General features: G+C 65.3%; 17 protein-coding genes. 8 read left to right on the top strand and 9 right to left on the bottom strand.

Annotated features, from left to right (window positions below):
* The first annotated feature begins 97 nt into the window (after nucleotides 1-97).
* A complete protein-coding gene (mepK, locus tag KYK29_RS04810) occupies nucleotides 98-1,843 on the top strand; it encodes a peptidoglycan L,D-endopeptidase MepK (RefSeq protein WP_254689695.1) in 1,746 nt (581 codons plus the stop codon).
* A 158-nt stretch (nucleotides 1,844-2,001) separates the two neighbouring features.
* On the opposite strand, the gene KYK29_RS04805 is transcribed toward mepK, so the two are convergent.
* The 3 genes from KYK29_RS04805 to KYK29_RS04795 form a co-directional block, all read right to left on the bottom strand.
* Nucleotides 2,002-2,271, bottom strand: a complete 270-nt coding sequence (locus KYK29_RS04805; protein WP_254689694.1) for a DUF2312 domain-containing protein — start codon at nucleotides 2,269-2,271, stop codon at nucleotides 2,002-2,004.
* 205 nt (nucleotides 2,272-2,476) lie between these two features.
* Nucleotides 2,477-2,782, bottom strand: coding sequence for a DUF1244 domain-containing protein (locus KYK29_RS04800; protein ID WP_254689693.1), 306 nt, complete (start codon nucleotides 2,780-2,782; stop codon nucleotides 2,477-2,479).
* Nucleotides 2,783-2,798: 16 nt separating this feature from the next.
* The gene (locus tag KYK29_RS04795; RefSeq protein ID WP_254689692.1) at nucleotides 2,799-3,587 is read right to left on the bottom strand and encodes an N-formylglutamate amidohydrolase; all 789 of its coding nucleotides are present in this window, start codon (nucleotides 3,585-3,587) and stop codon (nucleotides 2,799-2,801) included.
* A gap of 212 nt (nucleotides 3,588-3,799) precedes the next feature.
* Between KYK29_RS04795 and KYK29_RS04790 the strand changes: the two genes are divergently transcribed.
* Both KYK29_RS04790 and pyk read left to right on the top strand, forming a co-directional pair.
* Nucleotides 3,800-4,228 (top strand): DUF1036 domain-containing protein, encoded by a 429-nt coding sequence (locus KYK29_RS04790; protein ID WP_254689691.1) that lies wholly within the window; start codon nucleotides 3,800-3,802, stop codon nucleotides 4,226-4,228.
* Nucleotides 4,228-5,667: a pyruvate kinase gene (gene pyk, locus KYK29_RS04785; protein WP_254689690.1), complete on the top strand. Its 1,440-nt coding sequence runs from the start codon at nucleotides 4,228-4,230 to the stop codon at nucleotides 5,665-5,667. Before KYK29_RS04790 ends, pyk begins: the two co-directional genes overlap by 1 nt.
* Nucleotides 5,668-5,730: 63 nt before the next feature.
* Here the strand turns inward: pyk and KYK29_RS04780 are convergent, their stop codons facing one another.
* From KYK29_RS04780 to KYK29_RS04760, 5 genes are all read right to left on the bottom strand, one after another.
* Nucleotides 5,731-6,339: a tetratricopeptide repeat protein gene (locus tag KYK29_RS04780; RefSeq protein ID WP_254689689.1), complete on the bottom strand. Its 609-nt coding sequence runs from the start codon at nucleotides 6,337-6,339 to the stop codon at nucleotides 5,731-5,733.
* Between the two features lie 67 nt (nucleotides 6,340-6,406).
* Entirely contained in the window at nucleotides 6,407-6,532 is a 126-nt protein-coding gene (gene ykgO / locus KYK29_RS04775) for a type B 50S ribosomal protein L36 (RefSeq protein ID WP_025424787.1), read from the bottom strand.
* Between the two features lie 180 nt (nucleotides 6,533-6,712).
* Nucleotides 6,713-7,771, bottom strand: coding sequence for a 5-(carboxyamino)imidazole ribonucleotide synthase (locus KYK29_RS04770; RefSeq protein ID WP_254689688.1), 1,059 nt, complete (start codon nucleotides 7,769-7,771; stop codon nucleotides 6,713-6,715).
* Nucleotides 7,768-8,235 (bottom strand): 5-(carboxyamino)imidazole ribonucleotide mutase, encoded by a 468-nt coding sequence (gene purE / locus KYK29_RS04765; protein ID WP_254690083.1) that lies wholly within the window; start codon nucleotides 8,233-8,235, stop codon nucleotides 7,768-7,770. The genes KYK29_RS04770 and purE overlap by 4 nt, the downstream gene beginning before the upstream one ends.
* A 51-nt stretch (nucleotides 8,236-8,286) precedes the next feature.
* Nucleotides 8,287-8,490: a YdcH family protein gene (locus KYK29_RS04760; protein ID WP_254689687.1), complete on the bottom strand. Its 204-nt coding sequence runs from the start codon at nucleotides 8,488-8,490 to the stop codon at nucleotides 8,287-8,289.
* Between the two features lie 216 nt (nucleotides 8,491-8,706).
* Here KYK29_RS04760 and KYK29_RS04755 point away from each other — a divergent pair, with 216 nt between their 5' ends.
* Nucleotides 8,707-8,880, top strand: coding sequence for a YdcH family protein (locus KYK29_RS04755; protein WP_254689686.1), 174 nt, complete (start codon nucleotides 8,707-8,709; stop codon nucleotides 8,878-8,880).
* A 209-nt stretch (nucleotides 8,881-9,089) separates the two neighbouring features.
* Here the strand turns inward: KYK29_RS04755 and KYK29_RS04750 are convergent, their stop codons facing one another.
* The gene (locus tag KYK29_RS04750; RefSeq protein ID WP_254689685.1) at nucleotides 9,090-9,860 is read right to left on the bottom strand and encodes a sulfite exporter TauE/SafE family protein; all 771 of its coding nucleotides are present in this window, start codon (nucleotides 9,858-9,860) and stop codon (nucleotides 9,090-9,092) included.
* A 107-nt stretch (nucleotides 9,861-9,967) separates the two neighbouring features.
* Between KYK29_RS04750 and KYK29_RS04745 the strand changes: the two genes are divergently transcribed.
* The 4 genes from KYK29_RS04745 to KYK29_RS04730 all read left to right on the top strand — a co-directional run bounded on the left by KYK29_RS04745 (nucleotide 9,968) and on the right by KYK29_RS04730 (nucleotide 13,921).
* Complete coding sequence (locus KYK29_RS04745) at nucleotides 9,968-10,621, top strand: thiamine phosphate synthase (RefSeq protein ID WP_254689684.1); 654 nt, start codon at nucleotides 9,968-9,970, stop codon at nucleotides 10,619-10,621.
* 12 nt (nucleotides 10,622-10,633) lie between these two features.
* Entirely contained in the window at nucleotides 10,634-11,800 is a 1,167-nt protein-coding gene (locus KYK29_RS04740; protein ID WP_437437231.1) for a tetratricopeptide repeat protein, read from the top strand.
* Nucleotides 11,801-11,946: 146 nt separating this feature from the next.
* Complete coding sequence (locus tag KYK29_RS04735) at nucleotides 11,947-12,747, top strand: inositol monophosphatase family protein (RefSeq protein ID WP_254689682.1); 801 nt, start codon at nucleotides 11,947-11,949, stop codon at nucleotides 12,745-12,747.
* 118 nt (nucleotides 12,748-12,865) lie between these two features.
* Complete coding sequence (locus tag KYK29_RS04730; protein ID WP_254689681.1) at nucleotides 12,866-13,921, top strand: flagellar motor protein MotA; 1,056 nt, start codon at nucleotides 12,866-12,868, stop codon at nucleotides 13,919-13,921.
* Nucleotide 13,922 lies beyond the last annotated feature (1 nt).

The following is a 13,922-nucleotide window of genomic DNA, read 5'->3' as shown; positions in this document are numbered from 1 at the left end:
CACCGCAATTGGCGGTCATTTGGGATAACGGACGTTCGTTGCCCGTCGGACGGGGATAGGTTTGGCAAAATTGTTCGCATCGATGAAGCTCCCGGGGATGACCCTGAGCGGCGTGTGCAAGGCTGCATTCGGCAAGCTGCCCAAGGCGCTGATGACGGCCCTGCTGTCGGCCGGTCTCATCCTTCCCGCCGCCATTCCCGCCACCGTGCAGGCGAAGACGGGCAACCGGTCGCTCAAGATCCATTTCATCCATACCAAGGAACAGGCCGAGATCGTCTACAAGCGCAACGGCCGCTATGACCAGCGCGGGCTCGATCAACTCAACCGCCTGCTGCGCGACTGGCGGCGCAACGAGCCGACGAAGATGGACCCCCGTCTGTTCGATCTCGTCTGGGAAGTCTACCAGAAGGTCGGGGCGACGGGCTATATCAACGTCGTCTCCGCCTATCGCTCGCCGGCCACCAATTCGATGCTGCGCTCCCGCTCCAAGGGCGTCGCCAAGACGAGCCAGCATATGCTCGGCAAGGCGATGGACTTCTATATCCCGGGGGTCAAGCTTTCGGCGCTGCGCGCCGCCGCGATGAAATTCCAGGTCGGCGGCGTCGGCTACTACCCGACGTCCGGCTCGCCCTTCGTCCATCTCGACGTCGGCAGCGTGCGCGCCTGGCCGCGTATGAGCCGCCAGGAACTGGTCCGGCTTTTCCCCGACGGAAAGACCATGCACATCCCGACGGACGGCAAGCCGTTGCCGGGCTACGAGCAGGCGGTCGCCGATTACAAGCAGCGCGTTACCGGCACGTCCGTGGCGATGGCCGGCGGCGGTGCGTCGCCCGCCGCATCCAAGCGCAAGAGCAAGACGCTTTTCGCCGCACTCTTCGGCAACAATGGCGACGAGGATGAAGAACCCGATGCCATCGTCAATCCGGCGGCGGGCGGCAATAGCGCTCCCGCCGCGCGTGATGTCGCCAAGCCGGCACCGGACCAGAGACCTGCCGCGCAGGAGACCGAACTCGCCTTCACCGCGCCGCTTCCGGGCGTGCGCCCGGCGCTGGCCCGTCCGGCCGGGGAAGGCGCAAGCGAGCTTGCCCTCGTCGCTCCGGCCACCGGCAGCGCGGTCGCCGCTCTCGATGCGGCCACACCGAGGGCGGAGGAGACCGCGAGCGAATTCGCCGATCTCGACGCCTATGCCGTTCCGGTGCCCGAACTTCTCGGTGTTCGCGGTCAGGCCGGCGACGCCGAGCCCGGTGCGGTGCTGACGGCGGCCGTCGAGGAAGACAATGATGCCGCCACTGCGGAATTCGCGCAGGTTCCGATCCCCGGCCTGCGGCCGCAGGTGGAGATCGATCAGGGCCGGACGGCGCTGATGGCCGCCGCCGAGGTCGAGGTTGCGCTGCCCACGCCGATGGAGCGGCCGGGTCTCGTGGCTCTCGCCGATCCGCTCGACCTGTCTTCCGGCGAAGGCACGATGGAAATGGCGGCCCTGATGGGCGAAACCGCGGGCAATCAGGCGTCTAGCGCCTTTGCGATCAGGGCGGGGGCGGATGCTTCCGGCAAAAGTGGCCGGCCGAAGAAGAAGGACGCCGATGCGGCCAGCCGCGGCGCGATCCGCACCGAGCCGAAGCCGACGCAGAAACTGGTGTCGCGTCTGGCGCTCAGCCAGGATCGCTTCGCCACGCTCTCCCGGCCGGTCGAGGCGCCGCGCTTCGTGAGCAGCAGCATGCGCGCCGCTCCGACGACGGTCTATCTGGCGGGCTTCCGGCAGGAACGCGCGGATGTCGATCCCGGCCGCTTCAGCGGCACCGCTGTCAACTTCATGGAAGTCCGCAAGTTCGAGACGAACTGAAGCCGGACGGATCCGACACGAAAAACCCGCCGGAGCGATCCGGCGGGTTTTTCGTCTTGTTGATAGTAAAGCGCCGGAGACAGGCGTCGGCCCAGGGTCGCCGGAAGCGGCCTTTGGGCCGCAGTCGCCGGTTCCGCCCGCTTCCGTGCCCGATACGGTCACTCCATGCCGAGGGCGGCCATATAGGTTTGCAGGATGCTTTCTTCCTCGAGGCGCTCATTGGCGTCCTTCTTGCGCAGCCGGACGATGGTCCGCATCGCCTTGGTGTCGTAGCCGCGTCCCTTCGCCTCGCCGTAGACGTCCTTGATGTCGTCGCTGATCGAGGCCTTCTCCTCTTCGAGACGCTCGATGCGCTCGATGAGCTGGCGCAGTTCCGCTGCCGCCACGTTTTCAACCGAACCCTGGGACTCTGCTGCGTCGATAGCCATGTCTTGCTTGCCTCTCCTGGACAGCACCGGGTCGGCGCGTCCGTTCTTTTGAATTCATCGCGATAGACCCCTTGATGCGGGGCGCATCGGGGTTCCGGCCCGGCCTGTTTCCACAAGGGAAAGGGGCTTGCGCCGTGGTCTGCCGCGAAGTTCCGGCAAGATCAAGGCCTATGGTGCGCTGCGGCCGGATTTTCCACGCGGGAGGTTATTCCTTCGGCCGGTTTTTGATGAAGGCGGCCTTCTGCTCGTCGCTGGCCTCCTGCTGGTGGCGTTCGCGCCAGACCGCATAGGGCATGCCGTAGACGATCTCGCGGGCCTCGTCTTTTTCGAGCGGCGCGCCGGCCGCGTTCGCGGCCTCGCGATACCAGTCCGACAGGCAATTGCGGCAGAAGCCGGCAAGGTTCATCAGGTCGATGTTCTGTACGTCGCCGCGCTCGCGCAGATGGCCGATCAGGCGGCGAAAGGCGGCGGCCTCGAACTCCGTCTGCTGTTCGCGGGTCAAATCGGTCATCACGGCTCCTTCGACGTCAATAGGCCCCGGTCCGGGACGGGAATATCCGATACATATGCAGCGCCGGGTCGGCGTTCAACCGTGTAAGGATCGGCGCCAGCCGGTCGACCCATGCCGCAATGCCGGCTTCGTCGCCGATCTGGTCCTGGCGGATCTCGATCAAGGCATGCGGAATGCCCGTGACCATGCAGTGGCGGAACATCGTGTCGCCGCGCAGCGCCCCGTCGTAGGGCTCGTTGTCGCCGACCTCGACGTTCTCCAGCGCCCGCAGCTGCGTCAGGAGCGGCTGCACGGCGCGCGGGTCGCTGTCCCACAGCACCGTCACATGCCAGGGACGGCCCACGCCCTTCCAGGCGGGCGTGAAGGAATGCATGGAGATGACCAGCGGCGCCCCGCCGGTTCGCTCCGCCGTCGTCGCGATGGTGCGGGCCACGGCGTCGTGATAGGGGCGGTGGAAGGCTTCGAGCCGGTGGCGGGCGTCTTCCGGCGTCAGCGGATGGTTGCCGGGAACGATCGCGCCATCGGAAATGCGCATGATGAGGGTCGGGTCGTCCTCGCCGCGGTTGGGATCGATCAGCAGGCGGGAGAAGCGGCTCATCACGGCCGGCGCGCCGAGCCGGGCGGCAAGGCCCCGCACGACGCCCTCCACCCCGATGTCATAGGCGATGTGGCGGCGGAAGGCGCTTTCCGGCAATCCGAGGCTGCCGTAACGCGCCGGCAGGCGGTTGGTGGCGTGATCGGCCAGGATCACCAGGCCGAGGCCGGGGTCGCCGTCGATGATTTCAAAGGGGGCTTCGTCATGCATGGGGAACGCCGGATATGGTTTCACGCGGGATTGATCGCACGGGGCGGATCGGGCTGCAAGATGTGACGATGCTTGCCCTGCGCTCGCCCAGAGTTGCGTTGACATTCCGGCCTCGCCGTCGCAAGAAAGCGCGTTATCAAATCAACGGAGTTCCATCGGAAGCCGTGAGAGCCAAGATCCATCGTCCGTTTCTCCGGAATACCCGCAGCCTCATGAAGGTTGGACTCTTCGCTTTTGCGGGATTCCTCGCCCTATCGATCCCGGATACGGCCAAGGCCGATTTCCGCGTTTGCAACGGTACGCAGAACCTCGTCGGTGTGGCCATCGGTTACCGCGCCGCGGAGGGCTGGGTCACCGAAGGCTGGTGGCAGGTTCCCGCAACGACCTGCGCCACGCTGATCGAAGGCGAACTCCAGTCGCGTTACTATTATCTCTATGCCGAGGACGCCGCCCGCGGCGGCCGCTGGACCGGCGACGTCAACATGTGCGTCGCCGAAAACGAGTTCAAGATCGTCGGCGTCCAGGACTGCTTCGCCCGTGGCTTCCAGCGCATGGGCTTCAAGGAATACGACACGGGCCGTCAGGGAAGCTGGATGGTGCAGCTTTCCGATACCCCAGGGACCCAGGAAAGCCAGAACTGATGAGACGGAATAGAAAAGTCAAAATCCTCGCAACGCTCGGACCCGCTTCCTTCGAGGAAGAGATGATCCAGAAGCTGCATGAGGCGGGGGCCGATCTGTTCCGGATCAACATGAGCCACGCCAGCCACGACGTGATGCGCACGCTGATCAGCCGCATCCGGGCGGTGGAAGCCCGCTGCGGCCGGCCGATCGGCATTCTCGCCGATCTTCAGGGGCCGAAGCTGCGCGTCGGCAAATTCGCCAACGGTTCCGAGGAACTGAAGCCCGGCCAAACCTTCACGCTCGACAATCGCGACGAGCCCGGCGACAATACGCGCGTCTTCCTGCCCCATCCGGAGATCCTCGAATCGGTGAAGGCCGGCGATCGCCTGCTGATCGACGACGGCAAGCTGCATCTGCGTGCGGAATCGGTCGATGGAAAATCAATCGTCTGTACCGTCGTTTCCGGCACGAAGATTTCCGACCGCAAGGGCGTGAGCCTGCCGGACACGCTTCTCGGCGTCGGCGCGCTCACGGAGAAGGACCGGGTCGACCTCGATGCGGTTCTGGCGACCGGTAGCGTCGACTGGCTGGCGCTGTCGTTCATCCAGCGCCCGGAGGATCTTGCGGAAGTGCGCAAGATCGCCCGTGGCCGTGTCGGCCTGATGTCGAAGATCGAGAAGCCGCAGGCGATCGAGCGCATCGACGAGATCATCGAGCTTTCCGATGCGCTGATGGTGGCGCGCGGCGACCTCGGCGTGGAAATGCCGCTGGAAACCGTTCCCGGCTTGCAAAAGCAGCTCATTCGCGCCTGCCGCCGCGCCGGCAAACCGGTGGTGGTCGCCACCCAGATGCTGGAATCGATGATTTCCGCGCCGGTGCCGACCCGCGCGGAAGTGTCGGACGTCGCCACGGCGGTCTTCGAGGGCGCCGATGCGGTGATGTTGTCGGCCGAGTCGGCCTCGGGCGACTATCCCGTCGAGGCGGTCTCGACCATGGCGTCCATCGCCCGGCAGGTCGAGCGCGATCCGCATTACCACGGCATCATGTACGCCCAGCGCACGCCGCCGGAGGCGACCGGCGCGGATGCGATCTCGCTCGCCGCCCGCCAGATCGCCGAGACGCTGAAGCTTTCTGCCATCGTCTGTTACACCTCTTCCGGCACCACGGGCCTGCGTGCGGCGCGCGAGCGGCCGGAGGTGCCGGTCCTCGCGCTGTCACCGGTCATCGAGACGGCGCGGCGGCTTTCGGTCGTCTGGGGCTTGTATTGCGTGGTCACCGGTGACGCCGTCGACCTCGACGACATGGTGAACCGCGCCTGCCGTATCGTCGTTTCCGAGGAATTCGGCAAGCCGGGGGATCGCATCATCATCTCCGCGGGTGTGCCGCTTGGAACGCCGGGCGCCACCAACATGCTGCGTATCGCCTATATCGGCGCGGACGGCGTCAGCGGCGTCTGAGAACCGTCTGGCCTCTTCGAAACGCCCGGCTGTCGCCCGAAACGACAGCCGGGCGTTTCGTTTTCAGGTGCGCTGTCCGGCAAGCTTGCCGGCAAGTTCGTCCAGGGCCCGCTGTGCGCGGCGTTCGGCGGGATAAAGCGTGAGAAAGCGTTCCCATGCGCGCAGCGCGAGTTCGTCACGCCCGCTGTCGGTGAAGATCGTCGCCATGCCGGCGATGGCCCCGAAGTGGCGCGGCTCCAGGGCGAGGACGCGGTTGATGTCCGACAGGGACTTGCGGAAATTGCCCATCTTGTAATGGAGGGTGGCGCGCCGGTTCCAGCCTTCGACATAGTCCGGCCGCAAGCTGACCGCCTCATCGAGGAAATCGAGCGCGGCGGCATTTCTTTCCTCCGCCATCGCCTTGTCGGCCCATTGAACGAGGAGGTCGATGGTCGGACTGCCGGTTTCCTGCCATTGGCGGCTGATGTTCTCGGCGATGCCGCGCGCGGAATCGGGATCCCGCTCGCGCTTCAGCGTGTGGAAAAGCCGGGTGAGTCGCTCGTCGGGGGAGGTAGATGTGTCCGATGCGGCGACAGCCGAATGCGGGCCATCGGTTCCGGCGGCGGCAGCCGGCCAGATCGAAACAAGGCAAAGAAGAACGAAGGGAAGCATGAAAAAGCGCATGGCGGTCATGATAAACCGCCACGGCGCCACTTCAAATCATTATTTTCCGATCGCCACGGGCGACCGCGACATCAACTCAGCCCTGACGAGCCTTGAAGCGGGGGTTCTGCTTGTTGATGATGTAGATGCGGCCCTTGCGGCGGACAAGACGGTTCTCGCGATGACGGGTCTTGAGCGACTTGAGCGAATTCTTGATCTTCATTTTTCTGATCCGCGTAATTGCAGGGCGACTTGAGCGCGCCGGATTTCCTCAATCAAAAACGCGCCTCGACAGGCGCGCTTTCAAGTTGGCTGGCATGTACCGCGTCACTTTTACGGTGTCAACCGCAGGCCGTTCAATTTCCGCACCGGAGGCCGGTTTTCCAGCCATTCCACTGTGGTTTCAGGCAAGAATCCGCGTGATATGGCCCATCTTGCGGCCCGGCCGGGCCTCGGTCTTGCCATAGAGATGGACCAGCACGCCCGGCCGGGAAAGCCAGTCGGGAACGTCGTCGATATCGTCGCCGACGAGATTCTGCATCACACAGTCCGAGTGGCGGCGCGGATCGCCGAGCGGGTGGCCGGCGACGGCCCTTATATGCTGCTCGAACTGCGAAACGACGCAGGCCGCCTCCGTCCAGTGCCCGGAATTATGCACGCGCGGGGCGATCTCGTTGACCACCAGCCCGCCGCCCGGCAAGACGAAGAACTCCACGCCGATGACGCCGACATAGTCGAGCCGGTCGAGGATCGCACGGGCGGCCTTGCGGGCTTCGTCCGCCGTCGCCTCGCCGATGCCGGCGGGCAGGGTGGAGCTATGCAGGATGCCGTCGCGATGGACGTTCTCGGCGGGATCGTAGCAGGCGATGGTGCCCTCGCCGTCGCGGGCGGCGATGATCGAGATCTCGCGTTCGAAGGGCACGAGGCTTTCCAGGATGAGCGGGACGCCGCCAAGGGCTGCGAAGGCGCCGTGGCGGCTTTCGGTCGGCAAGCGGAACAGGCGCTGGCCCTTGCCGTCATAGCCGAGCCGCCGGGTCTTGAGGACGCCGACGCCGTCGAAACGGTCGAGCGCCGCCTCTAGGCCGGTCTGGTCGTCCACGGCGGCGAAATCGGCCGTAGCGATGCCGCAGTCGCGGATGAAGCGCTTTTCGACCAGCCGGTCCTGCGATACTTCGAGCGCGCGCGGCGGCGGGTAGACCCGTACGCTTTCGGCCAGCGCCTGTGCGGCTGCGACCGGCACGTTCTCGAACTCGTAGGTCACGACGTCGCACCGGCGGGCGAGCTCGGCCAGCGCCTGCGGATCGTCATAGGCGGCGACGATCTGGGCGTTGGCCACCTGCGAGGCCGGGCAATCGGCCTGCGGCTCGAGAATGATGGTGCGATGGTTGAGCCTGGCGGCGGCCATGGCCAGCATGCGGCCGAGCTGGCCGCCGCCGATGATACCGATCGTACGCGCGCTCATAGAGGGCCGTCTACGGGATATTCGGCGACGGCGTTCGTCTGGCCGTCACGCCATTCGTCGAGCCGATGGGCCAGTTCGGGGTCGTTGAGCGCCAGCACGGCGACGGCAAGCAGCGCGGCGTTGATCGCGCCCGCCTTGCCGATGGCCAGCGTTCCGACCGGGATGCCGGCCGGCATCTGCACGATGGAAAGCAGGCTGTCCTTGCCGGAGAGGGTCCGCGACTGGACGGGGACGCCGAAGACCGGGAGCGCGGTCATCGCCGCCGTCATGCCGGGAAGATGGGCGGCGCCGCCCGCACCGGCGATGATCACCTTGAAGCCCTCGGCGCGCGCGCCGCGCGCAAAGCTGTAGAGGCGATCCGGGGTGCGATGCGCCGAAATGATGCGCGCCTCGTAATCCACGCCGAGCGTGTCGAGCGTATCGGCGGCGTTCTTCATCGTCTCCCAGTCGGACTGGCTTCCCATGATGATGGCCACAGGGGGCGTTTCTGTTGTCTTCAAGGCGTTCGTCCGTCCTCAGGCGATGATGTCCGGGATGATCTGGTCTTCCAGCTTGGAAATCCTGTCTTTCAGCACCAGTTTCTTTTTCTTCATGCGCTGGATGCGCAGGGCCTCGCATCCGGTCTGGATCATGGCGTTTATCGCGGCGTCATAGTCTTCGTGTTCCTGACGCAGCCGCGCGACGCTCAACCGCAATTCCGCCTGATCCTGGTCTGCCATGCTTTTTGTTCCCCGTGCCGGAGGCAGGCTCATGCCGGCCTGTCCGCCTTCGTCCGAAGGCTGCTCCTACCACAGAAACCCGGGCAACGGGAAGTTATCCATCGCCATGTTTTGGCCTTCGACAAATGAAAAATAGCATGGCACACTCATCCGGTTGCAACCTGGGGCCTCCAGCCTGTCAATGGCCGGCGGCACACAAAAGGAAGGAACTGTCACATGGCAATTGAGGCTCGTCTGGCCACGCTCGAAAAGAAGCATGTTGCACTCGAAGAAGAGCTGCATACGGCGATAACCCGCCCGGCTTCCGATGATCAAATGATCGCCGATATCAAGCGGCGTAAACTGCGCGTCAAGGACGAAATCGAAAGGATCCGCGTTTCACGACACTGACGCGGAACGATCTTTCCGAAGTGTGACACAAGGTTGGCGGAGCGCCGTTTCCGCAGGGGAAATTGAAGAGACGGCGCTTCCCGAACACCGCCCGAGAGGCGGCAGGAAACACCCAACGTCCCGAACTGCCGGAAGGCGCAGGCCGGGACGTTTCATTCAGGGCATATGTCAAGCCGATGCGATCAGGCGGTTTCACGGGCTCCGGCGCGTCAGAGAAGGGCCGCAAGGCCGTCATAGGAAAGCTTCAGGCCGGCGAACAGCGCCATGGTGTACATGAACGGATAGAAGGTCTCCGGCCGCATGCGCTTGACGAGAAAGCCGCCGAGCGCCGTGGCGGCGATGGCCAGCGGCACGAGCGTCGCGGAGATCGTCAGATTGGTCGTATCGAGCTGGCCGAGCGCGAAATAGGGACCGAGCTTCACGAAATTCAGGATGGCGAAGAAGCGGACCGCCGCGCCGGTATAATCGCGCGGCGACAGCTTCAGCGGCAGGGCGTAGACCTGGAAGGGCGCGCCGCCGGCATGGGCGACGAAACTGCCATAGCCGGAAAGCGTGCCGAAGAAGGCCGCCGGCACCAGCCGATGCGGCTTTGCCGGCGCGATATAGCCGTGGCGCGCGCGCCAGCCGTGGTAGTAGTAGCGCAGCGCAAAGAGGACCGTGATGAGGCCGATGATCAGCCGCAGCGCGTCGCGCGGCACATAGGCCGAGGTCGCCCAGCCGACGGCGACGCCGACAATCGCGCCCGGCAGCAGGATCGTCAGCAGCGGCCGGCTGTTGTGGTGACGCCAGATCCAAAGCGAGACCCCGTCCATCACCACGAGGATCGGCAGCAGGATCGCCGCGGCTTGCACCGGCGGGACGCTCATGGCAAGGATGGGGACGCCCATCAGCGCGAGCGCTTCGCCCATGCCGCCTTTGGTGAGACCGACGAGGAGAACCGCGGGGATGGCGGCGAGATAGATCGAGGGGTCGATGGTCATGGGGGCAGGCGCGCTCGGCGATTGATCCGGTGGGCCTTTCCGTCTATCGGCTTTGCATTCGAATGGCGAGCCCCGGCTTGCCGCACCCACAGAAACCGGAATCCCGCATGTCCAAAGTCGACGACCGCTGCCGCCTGATGCTCATTCTTCCCGAAGGCGAGGAAATCGCCGCGCGCGTCGCGCTGCTCGAAGGCGCGCTGAAGGGCGGCGATGTCGCATCGGTGATCCTGCCGCAATACGGGCTTGACGACGGCGCATTCCAGAAGCATGCGGAAGCGCTCGTCCCGCTCATACAGAATGCCGGGGCTGCGGCGCTCGTGGCGGGCGACACGCGCGTCGCCGGCCGCGTCAAGGCCGATGGTGTCCATGTCACGGGCGGTCTTGAGGACATGGCCGAGGCGGTGGAGAAGTTCACGCCGCGGCTCATCGTCGGCGGCGGTAACGCCCGGGATCGCCATCAGGCGCTGGAACTGGGAGAACTGCGGCCGGACTACATGTTCTTCGGCCGCATCGGCGGCGATATCAAGCCGGAGGCGCATCCGAAGAACCTGGCGCTTGGCGAATGGTGGGCTTCCATGGTGGAAATCCCCTGCGTCGTGCTTGGCGGCACCGATCCGCAATCGGCGCTCGACGTCGCCGCGACGGGCGCGGAATTCGTGGCGCTGGCGTCGGCCGTGTTCGCCGATCCGGGGCAGGCGCCGCATGTCGTGGCCGCCGTCAACGCCCTGCTTGACGAAAAAGCGCCACGGTTCGAGGGATAGTAGGCCGGCATGATGAGGATCGCCGTTCCGCACGTTTTCCGTTTTCTGCCGGTGGCGCTGTGCGCGGTGCTTATCGCCTGTCCGGCAGGCGCTTTGGCCGAGGATGTGCCCGCGCCGTCCGGCGGTCCCGCCGGAATGGCTGTCGAAGGCGACGGAAGCGCGCCTGTGAAGACGGACACGGAAGAGGAAAAGCCGGCGGCTTCGAAGACGGTCGCGGACGATGCGGTCGACGGTGCGGATATCAAGGGTGACAGACCCGTGGAAGGCCCGTCCTCGGGCCTCGGCGTCTTCGACCGCATGGGCGCCGACCTGCCGGAACTGCCGGAGGAGAAACCCTTCGAGGGCAAGGTCGACGAAGCCTATGGCGCGTTCCAGCGGGGGCATTATCTGACGGCGATGGATCTCGCCCTGCCGCGCGCCCAGCTCGGCGATCCGGCGGCCCAGACACTGGTTGCGGAAATTCTCGACCGGGGTCTCGGGGTGCGGCGCAATCGCGGGCAGGCGGCCTTCTGGTACGAGCAGGCGGCTAATGGCGGCGACCCGGCGGCGATGTTCAAATATGCGCTGATCCTGATGGAGAAGGGAAAGTCGCCCGAAGACCGCGCCAGGGCGGACGATTTCATGAAGAAGGCGGCCGATCTCGGAAACGGTTCGGCGCAATTCAACTATGCCCAGGTTCTTGTCGCCAGGACACCCGGCGATAAAGGCCTGCGCGAGGCGCTTCCCTATTACGAGAAATCGGCGGAGCAGGGGATCGCCGATGCGCAATATGCGATCTCGCAGATCTACCTGAACGTTTCCGGCCTTCCGGAGGAAAAGCGCAAGGCGGCCCGCGACTGGCTGACGCGCGCCGCCCGCGCCGGCTACGATACCGCGCAACTCGACCTTGCGATCTGGCTGGTGAACGGCACCGGCGGCGAGCGGGATTTCGAGGCGGCGTTCCAATGGATGAAACGCGCGGCCGACGGCGGCAACGTGGTGGCGCAAAGCAAGCTCGCGCATCTTTATATCAACGCCATCGGTACACGGCCCGACCCGGTCGAGGCCGCGAAATGGTTCGTTCTGGCGCGCCGCGCCGGATTGAACGATCCGATGCTCGAGGATTTCTATCTCGGCCTGACGGATGAGGAGCAGAAGGCGGCGATCACGGCGGCGAACAGGTATCGCTCCGCCTCGTGAGGCGGTGGCCGCGCGGCCGATACGCGGGCAAGGCTTGAAACTTCCCGGAAATTATGGTTTTGAGGCCGAATATCCGGCTCCGGCATGTTCATGCGGGCGGCACCCGCCGTCCCGAAGCGCCGGTTATTCCCGAAGGACATCCTCGCATGGCTCGCTCCGCTCTTCTCAACGTCATGGTTCAGGCCGCCTTCAAGGCCGGCAAGGGGCTCTCCCGCGACTTCGGCGAGGTGCAGAATTTGCAGGTCTCCCTGAAGGGTCCCGGCGACTACGTCTCCCAGGCCGATCGCAAGGCTGAGCGGCTGTTGCGCGAGGAACTGCTGAAGGCGCGCCCGACCTACGGGTTTCTCGGCGAGGAATCGGAAGAAATCAAGGGTACCGACGGGGCGCATCGCTGGATCGTCGACCCGCTCGACGGAACGACGAACTTCCTGCACGGCATTCCCGCCTTCGCGGTCTCCGTGGCCCTGGAGCGCAACGGCGAGATCGTTGCCGCTGTCGTTCTCAATCCGGCGACGGACGAGCTTTTCACCGCCGAACGGGGCGGTGGCGCCTTTCTCAACGATCGCCGCCTGCGCGTCGCGGCGCGACGGTCCCTGTCGGACACTGTCATCGGCTGCGGCATGCCGCATCTCGGCCGTGGAAACCATGGCAAGTTCCTCATCGAACTGCGTCATGTGATGGGAGAGGTCGCGGGCCTGCGCCGGATCGGTTCGGCCGCACTCGATCTTGCCTATGTGGCGGCCGGTCGTTTCGACGGTTTCTGGGAGCGCGATCTTTCGTCCTGGGACATGGCTGCGGGCATTCTGCTGATTCGCGAGGCTGGCGGTTTCGTCACCGATCTGGATGGCCGCAGCGCCATGCTCGATAGCGGTTCGATCGTCGCCGGCAACGAGCAGATCCACAAGGCGCTGATGGACGTGCTGCATCGCCCGATGCCGGCGCGCTGAGATTTCCGGAGGCTTGCCGGCGGTGTGATTTCAGCCACCGCTGTTGCCGCCAAGCCCTTCAATTCGGCTCAATCTTCCTCTAGTCTCCCGGCCGACGCGGACGTGGAGATGCGACTACATGCCTAAACTGGCGCTGCCAGGCCGGGGAAGCCCCGCCGACACCGGAGACGGTTACAGCCACAAACTCTCAAGCCCGATGGCGTTTTTCTGGACGATGGTGATCTTCCTCATCATCGTCGGTTTCGTGGCCGCCATCCTGTTCCGCCAGGCGCAATCCGCCTTCTACAGCAATCCGGGACTGAACGGCCTCATTATCGGCGTGCTGCTCATCGGCATCCTGCTGGTCTTCAATCAGGTTCTGAGCCTCAGGCCGGAGGTGCGCTGGTTCAATTCGTTCCGCGCGGCGGGCAGCGCCGAAAAGGTCGGACGGGATCCGGTGCTGCTTGCGCCGATGCGGGCGCTGATCGGCCGCCACCCGGCGGTGGCGCTGTCGACGGCGACCCTGCGCTCGATCCTCGATTCGATCGCCACGCGGCTCGACGAGTCGCGCGACACCACCCGCTATCTCATCGGGCTTCTGGTGTTCCTGGGGCTTCTCGGAACCTTCTGGGGCCTCCTCGGCACCATCGGTTCGATCAGCGCGGTCATCCAGTCGCTGGATGCAGGCGGGGGAACGGCGAACGATATTCTCAATGCCCTGAAGGAAGGGCTTTCCGCGCCGCTGGAGGGGATGGGAACCGCCTTCTCGACGTCGCTTTTCGGCCTTGCCGGCTCGCTGATCCTCGGTTTTCTCGATCTTCAGGCCGGCCGCGCGCAGAACCGCTTCTACACCGAACTGGAAAACTGGCTGTCCTCGGTGACCGAGGTGGGTTCCGACACGCGCGCCACCGATCTTCCGCCGTCCGCATCCACCGCCGACATTCAGGCGCTTGCGGAGCGGATCGCCAGGCTCGCGCAGGAGAACGGCGGCCGCTCCACGGCGGCCATGGCCAATCTTGCGGAAGGCATCCAGGGTCTCGTCAAGAACATGCGCAACGAGCAGCAGATGCTGCGCGACTGGATCGAGGTGCAGCAGGAGGAGGCGAGAGCGCTGCGGCGCACCCTCGACCGTCTCGCCGCCCGCAGCGGGGAAAAGGCCACCGGCAAGGCGCATGATCCGGCCGGGAGCGAATAGC

The sequence above is a fragment of the Shinella daejeonensis genome, from assembly GCF_024281235.1.
In the GTDB taxonomy this organism is placed as follows: Bacteria; Pseudomonadota; Alphaproteobacteria; order Rhizobiales; family Rhizobiaceae; genus Shinella; species Shinella daejeonensis.
The sequence above is the reverse complement of the archived record's forward strand: the minus strand, read 5'-3'. Positions and strand labels throughout refer to the sequence as shown.

What these genes read in the sequence shown, in the direction of transcription:
- mepK (WP_254689695.1), top strand. Translation starts at nt 98, where the DNA reads ATGACCCTGAGCGGCGTGTGCAAGGCTGCATTCGGCAAGCTGCCCAAG.
- KYK29_RS04805 (WP_254689694.1), bottom strand. Translation starts at nt 2,271, where the DNA reads ATGGCTATCGACGCAGCAGAGTCCCAGGGTTCGGTTGAAAACGTGGCG.
- KYK29_RS04800 (WP_254689693.1), bottom strand. Translation starts at nt 2,782, where the DNA reads ATGACCGATTTGACCCGCGAACAGCAGACGGAGTTCGAGGCCGCCGCC.
- KYK29_RS04795 (WP_254689692.1), bottom strand. Translation starts at nt 3,587, where the DNA reads ATGCATGACGAAGCCCCCTTTGAAATCATCGACGGCGACCCCGGCCTC.
- KYK29_RS04790 (WP_254689691.1), top strand. Translation starts at nt 3,800, where the DNA reads ATGAAGGTTGGACTCTTCGCTTTTGCGGGATTCCTCGCCCTATCGATC.
- pyk (WP_254689690.1), top strand. Translation starts at nt 4,228, where the DNA reads ATGAGACGGAATAGAAAAGTCAAAATCCTCGCAACGCTCGGACCCGCT.
- KYK29_RS04780 (WP_254689689.1), bottom strand. Translation starts at nt 6,339, where the DNA reads ATGACCGCCATGCGCTTTTTCATGCTTCCCTTCGTTCTTCTTTGCCTT.
- ykgO (WP_025424787.1), bottom strand. Translation starts at nt 6,532, where the DNA reads ATGAAGATCAAGAATTCGCTCAAGTCGCTCAAGACCCGTCATCGCGAG.
- KYK29_RS04770 (WP_254689688.1), bottom strand. Translation starts at nt 7,771, where the DNA reads ATGAGCGCGCGTACGATCGGTATCATCGGCGGCGGCCAGCTCGGCCGC.
- purE (WP_254690083.1), bottom strand. Translation starts at nt 8,235, where the DNA reads ATGGGAAGCCAGTCCGACTGGGAGACGATGAAGAACGCCGCCGATACG.
- KYK29_RS04760 (WP_254689687.1), bottom strand. Translation starts at nt 8,490, where the DNA reads ATGGCAGACCAGGATCAGGCGGAATTGCGGTTGAGCGTCGCGCGGCTG.
- KYK29_RS04755 (WP_254689686.1), top strand. Translation starts at nt 8,707, where the DNA reads ATGGCAATTGAGGCTCGTCTGGCCACGCTCGAAAAGAAGCATGTTGCA.
- KYK29_RS04750 (WP_254689685.1), bottom strand. Translation starts at nt 9,860, where the DNA reads ATGACCATCGACCCCTCGATCTATCTCGCCGCCATCCCCGCGGTTCTC.
- KYK29_RS04745 (WP_254689684.1), top strand. Translation starts at nt 9,968, where the DNA reads ATGTCCAAAGTCGACGACCGCTGCCGCCTGATGCTCATTCTTCCCGAA.
- KYK29_RS04740 (WP_437437231.1), top strand. Translation starts at nt 10,634, where the DNA reads ATGAGGATCGCCGTTCCGCACGTTTTCCGTTTTCTGCCGGTGGCGCTG.
- KYK29_RS04735 (WP_254689682.1), top strand. Translation starts at nt 11,947, where the DNA reads ATGGCTCGCTCCGCTCTTCTCAACGTCATGGTTCAGGCCGCCTTCAAG.
- KYK29_RS04730 (WP_254689681.1), top strand. Translation starts at nt 12,866, where the DNA reads ATGCCTAAACTGGCGCTGCCAGGCCGGGGAAGCCCCGCCGACACCGGA.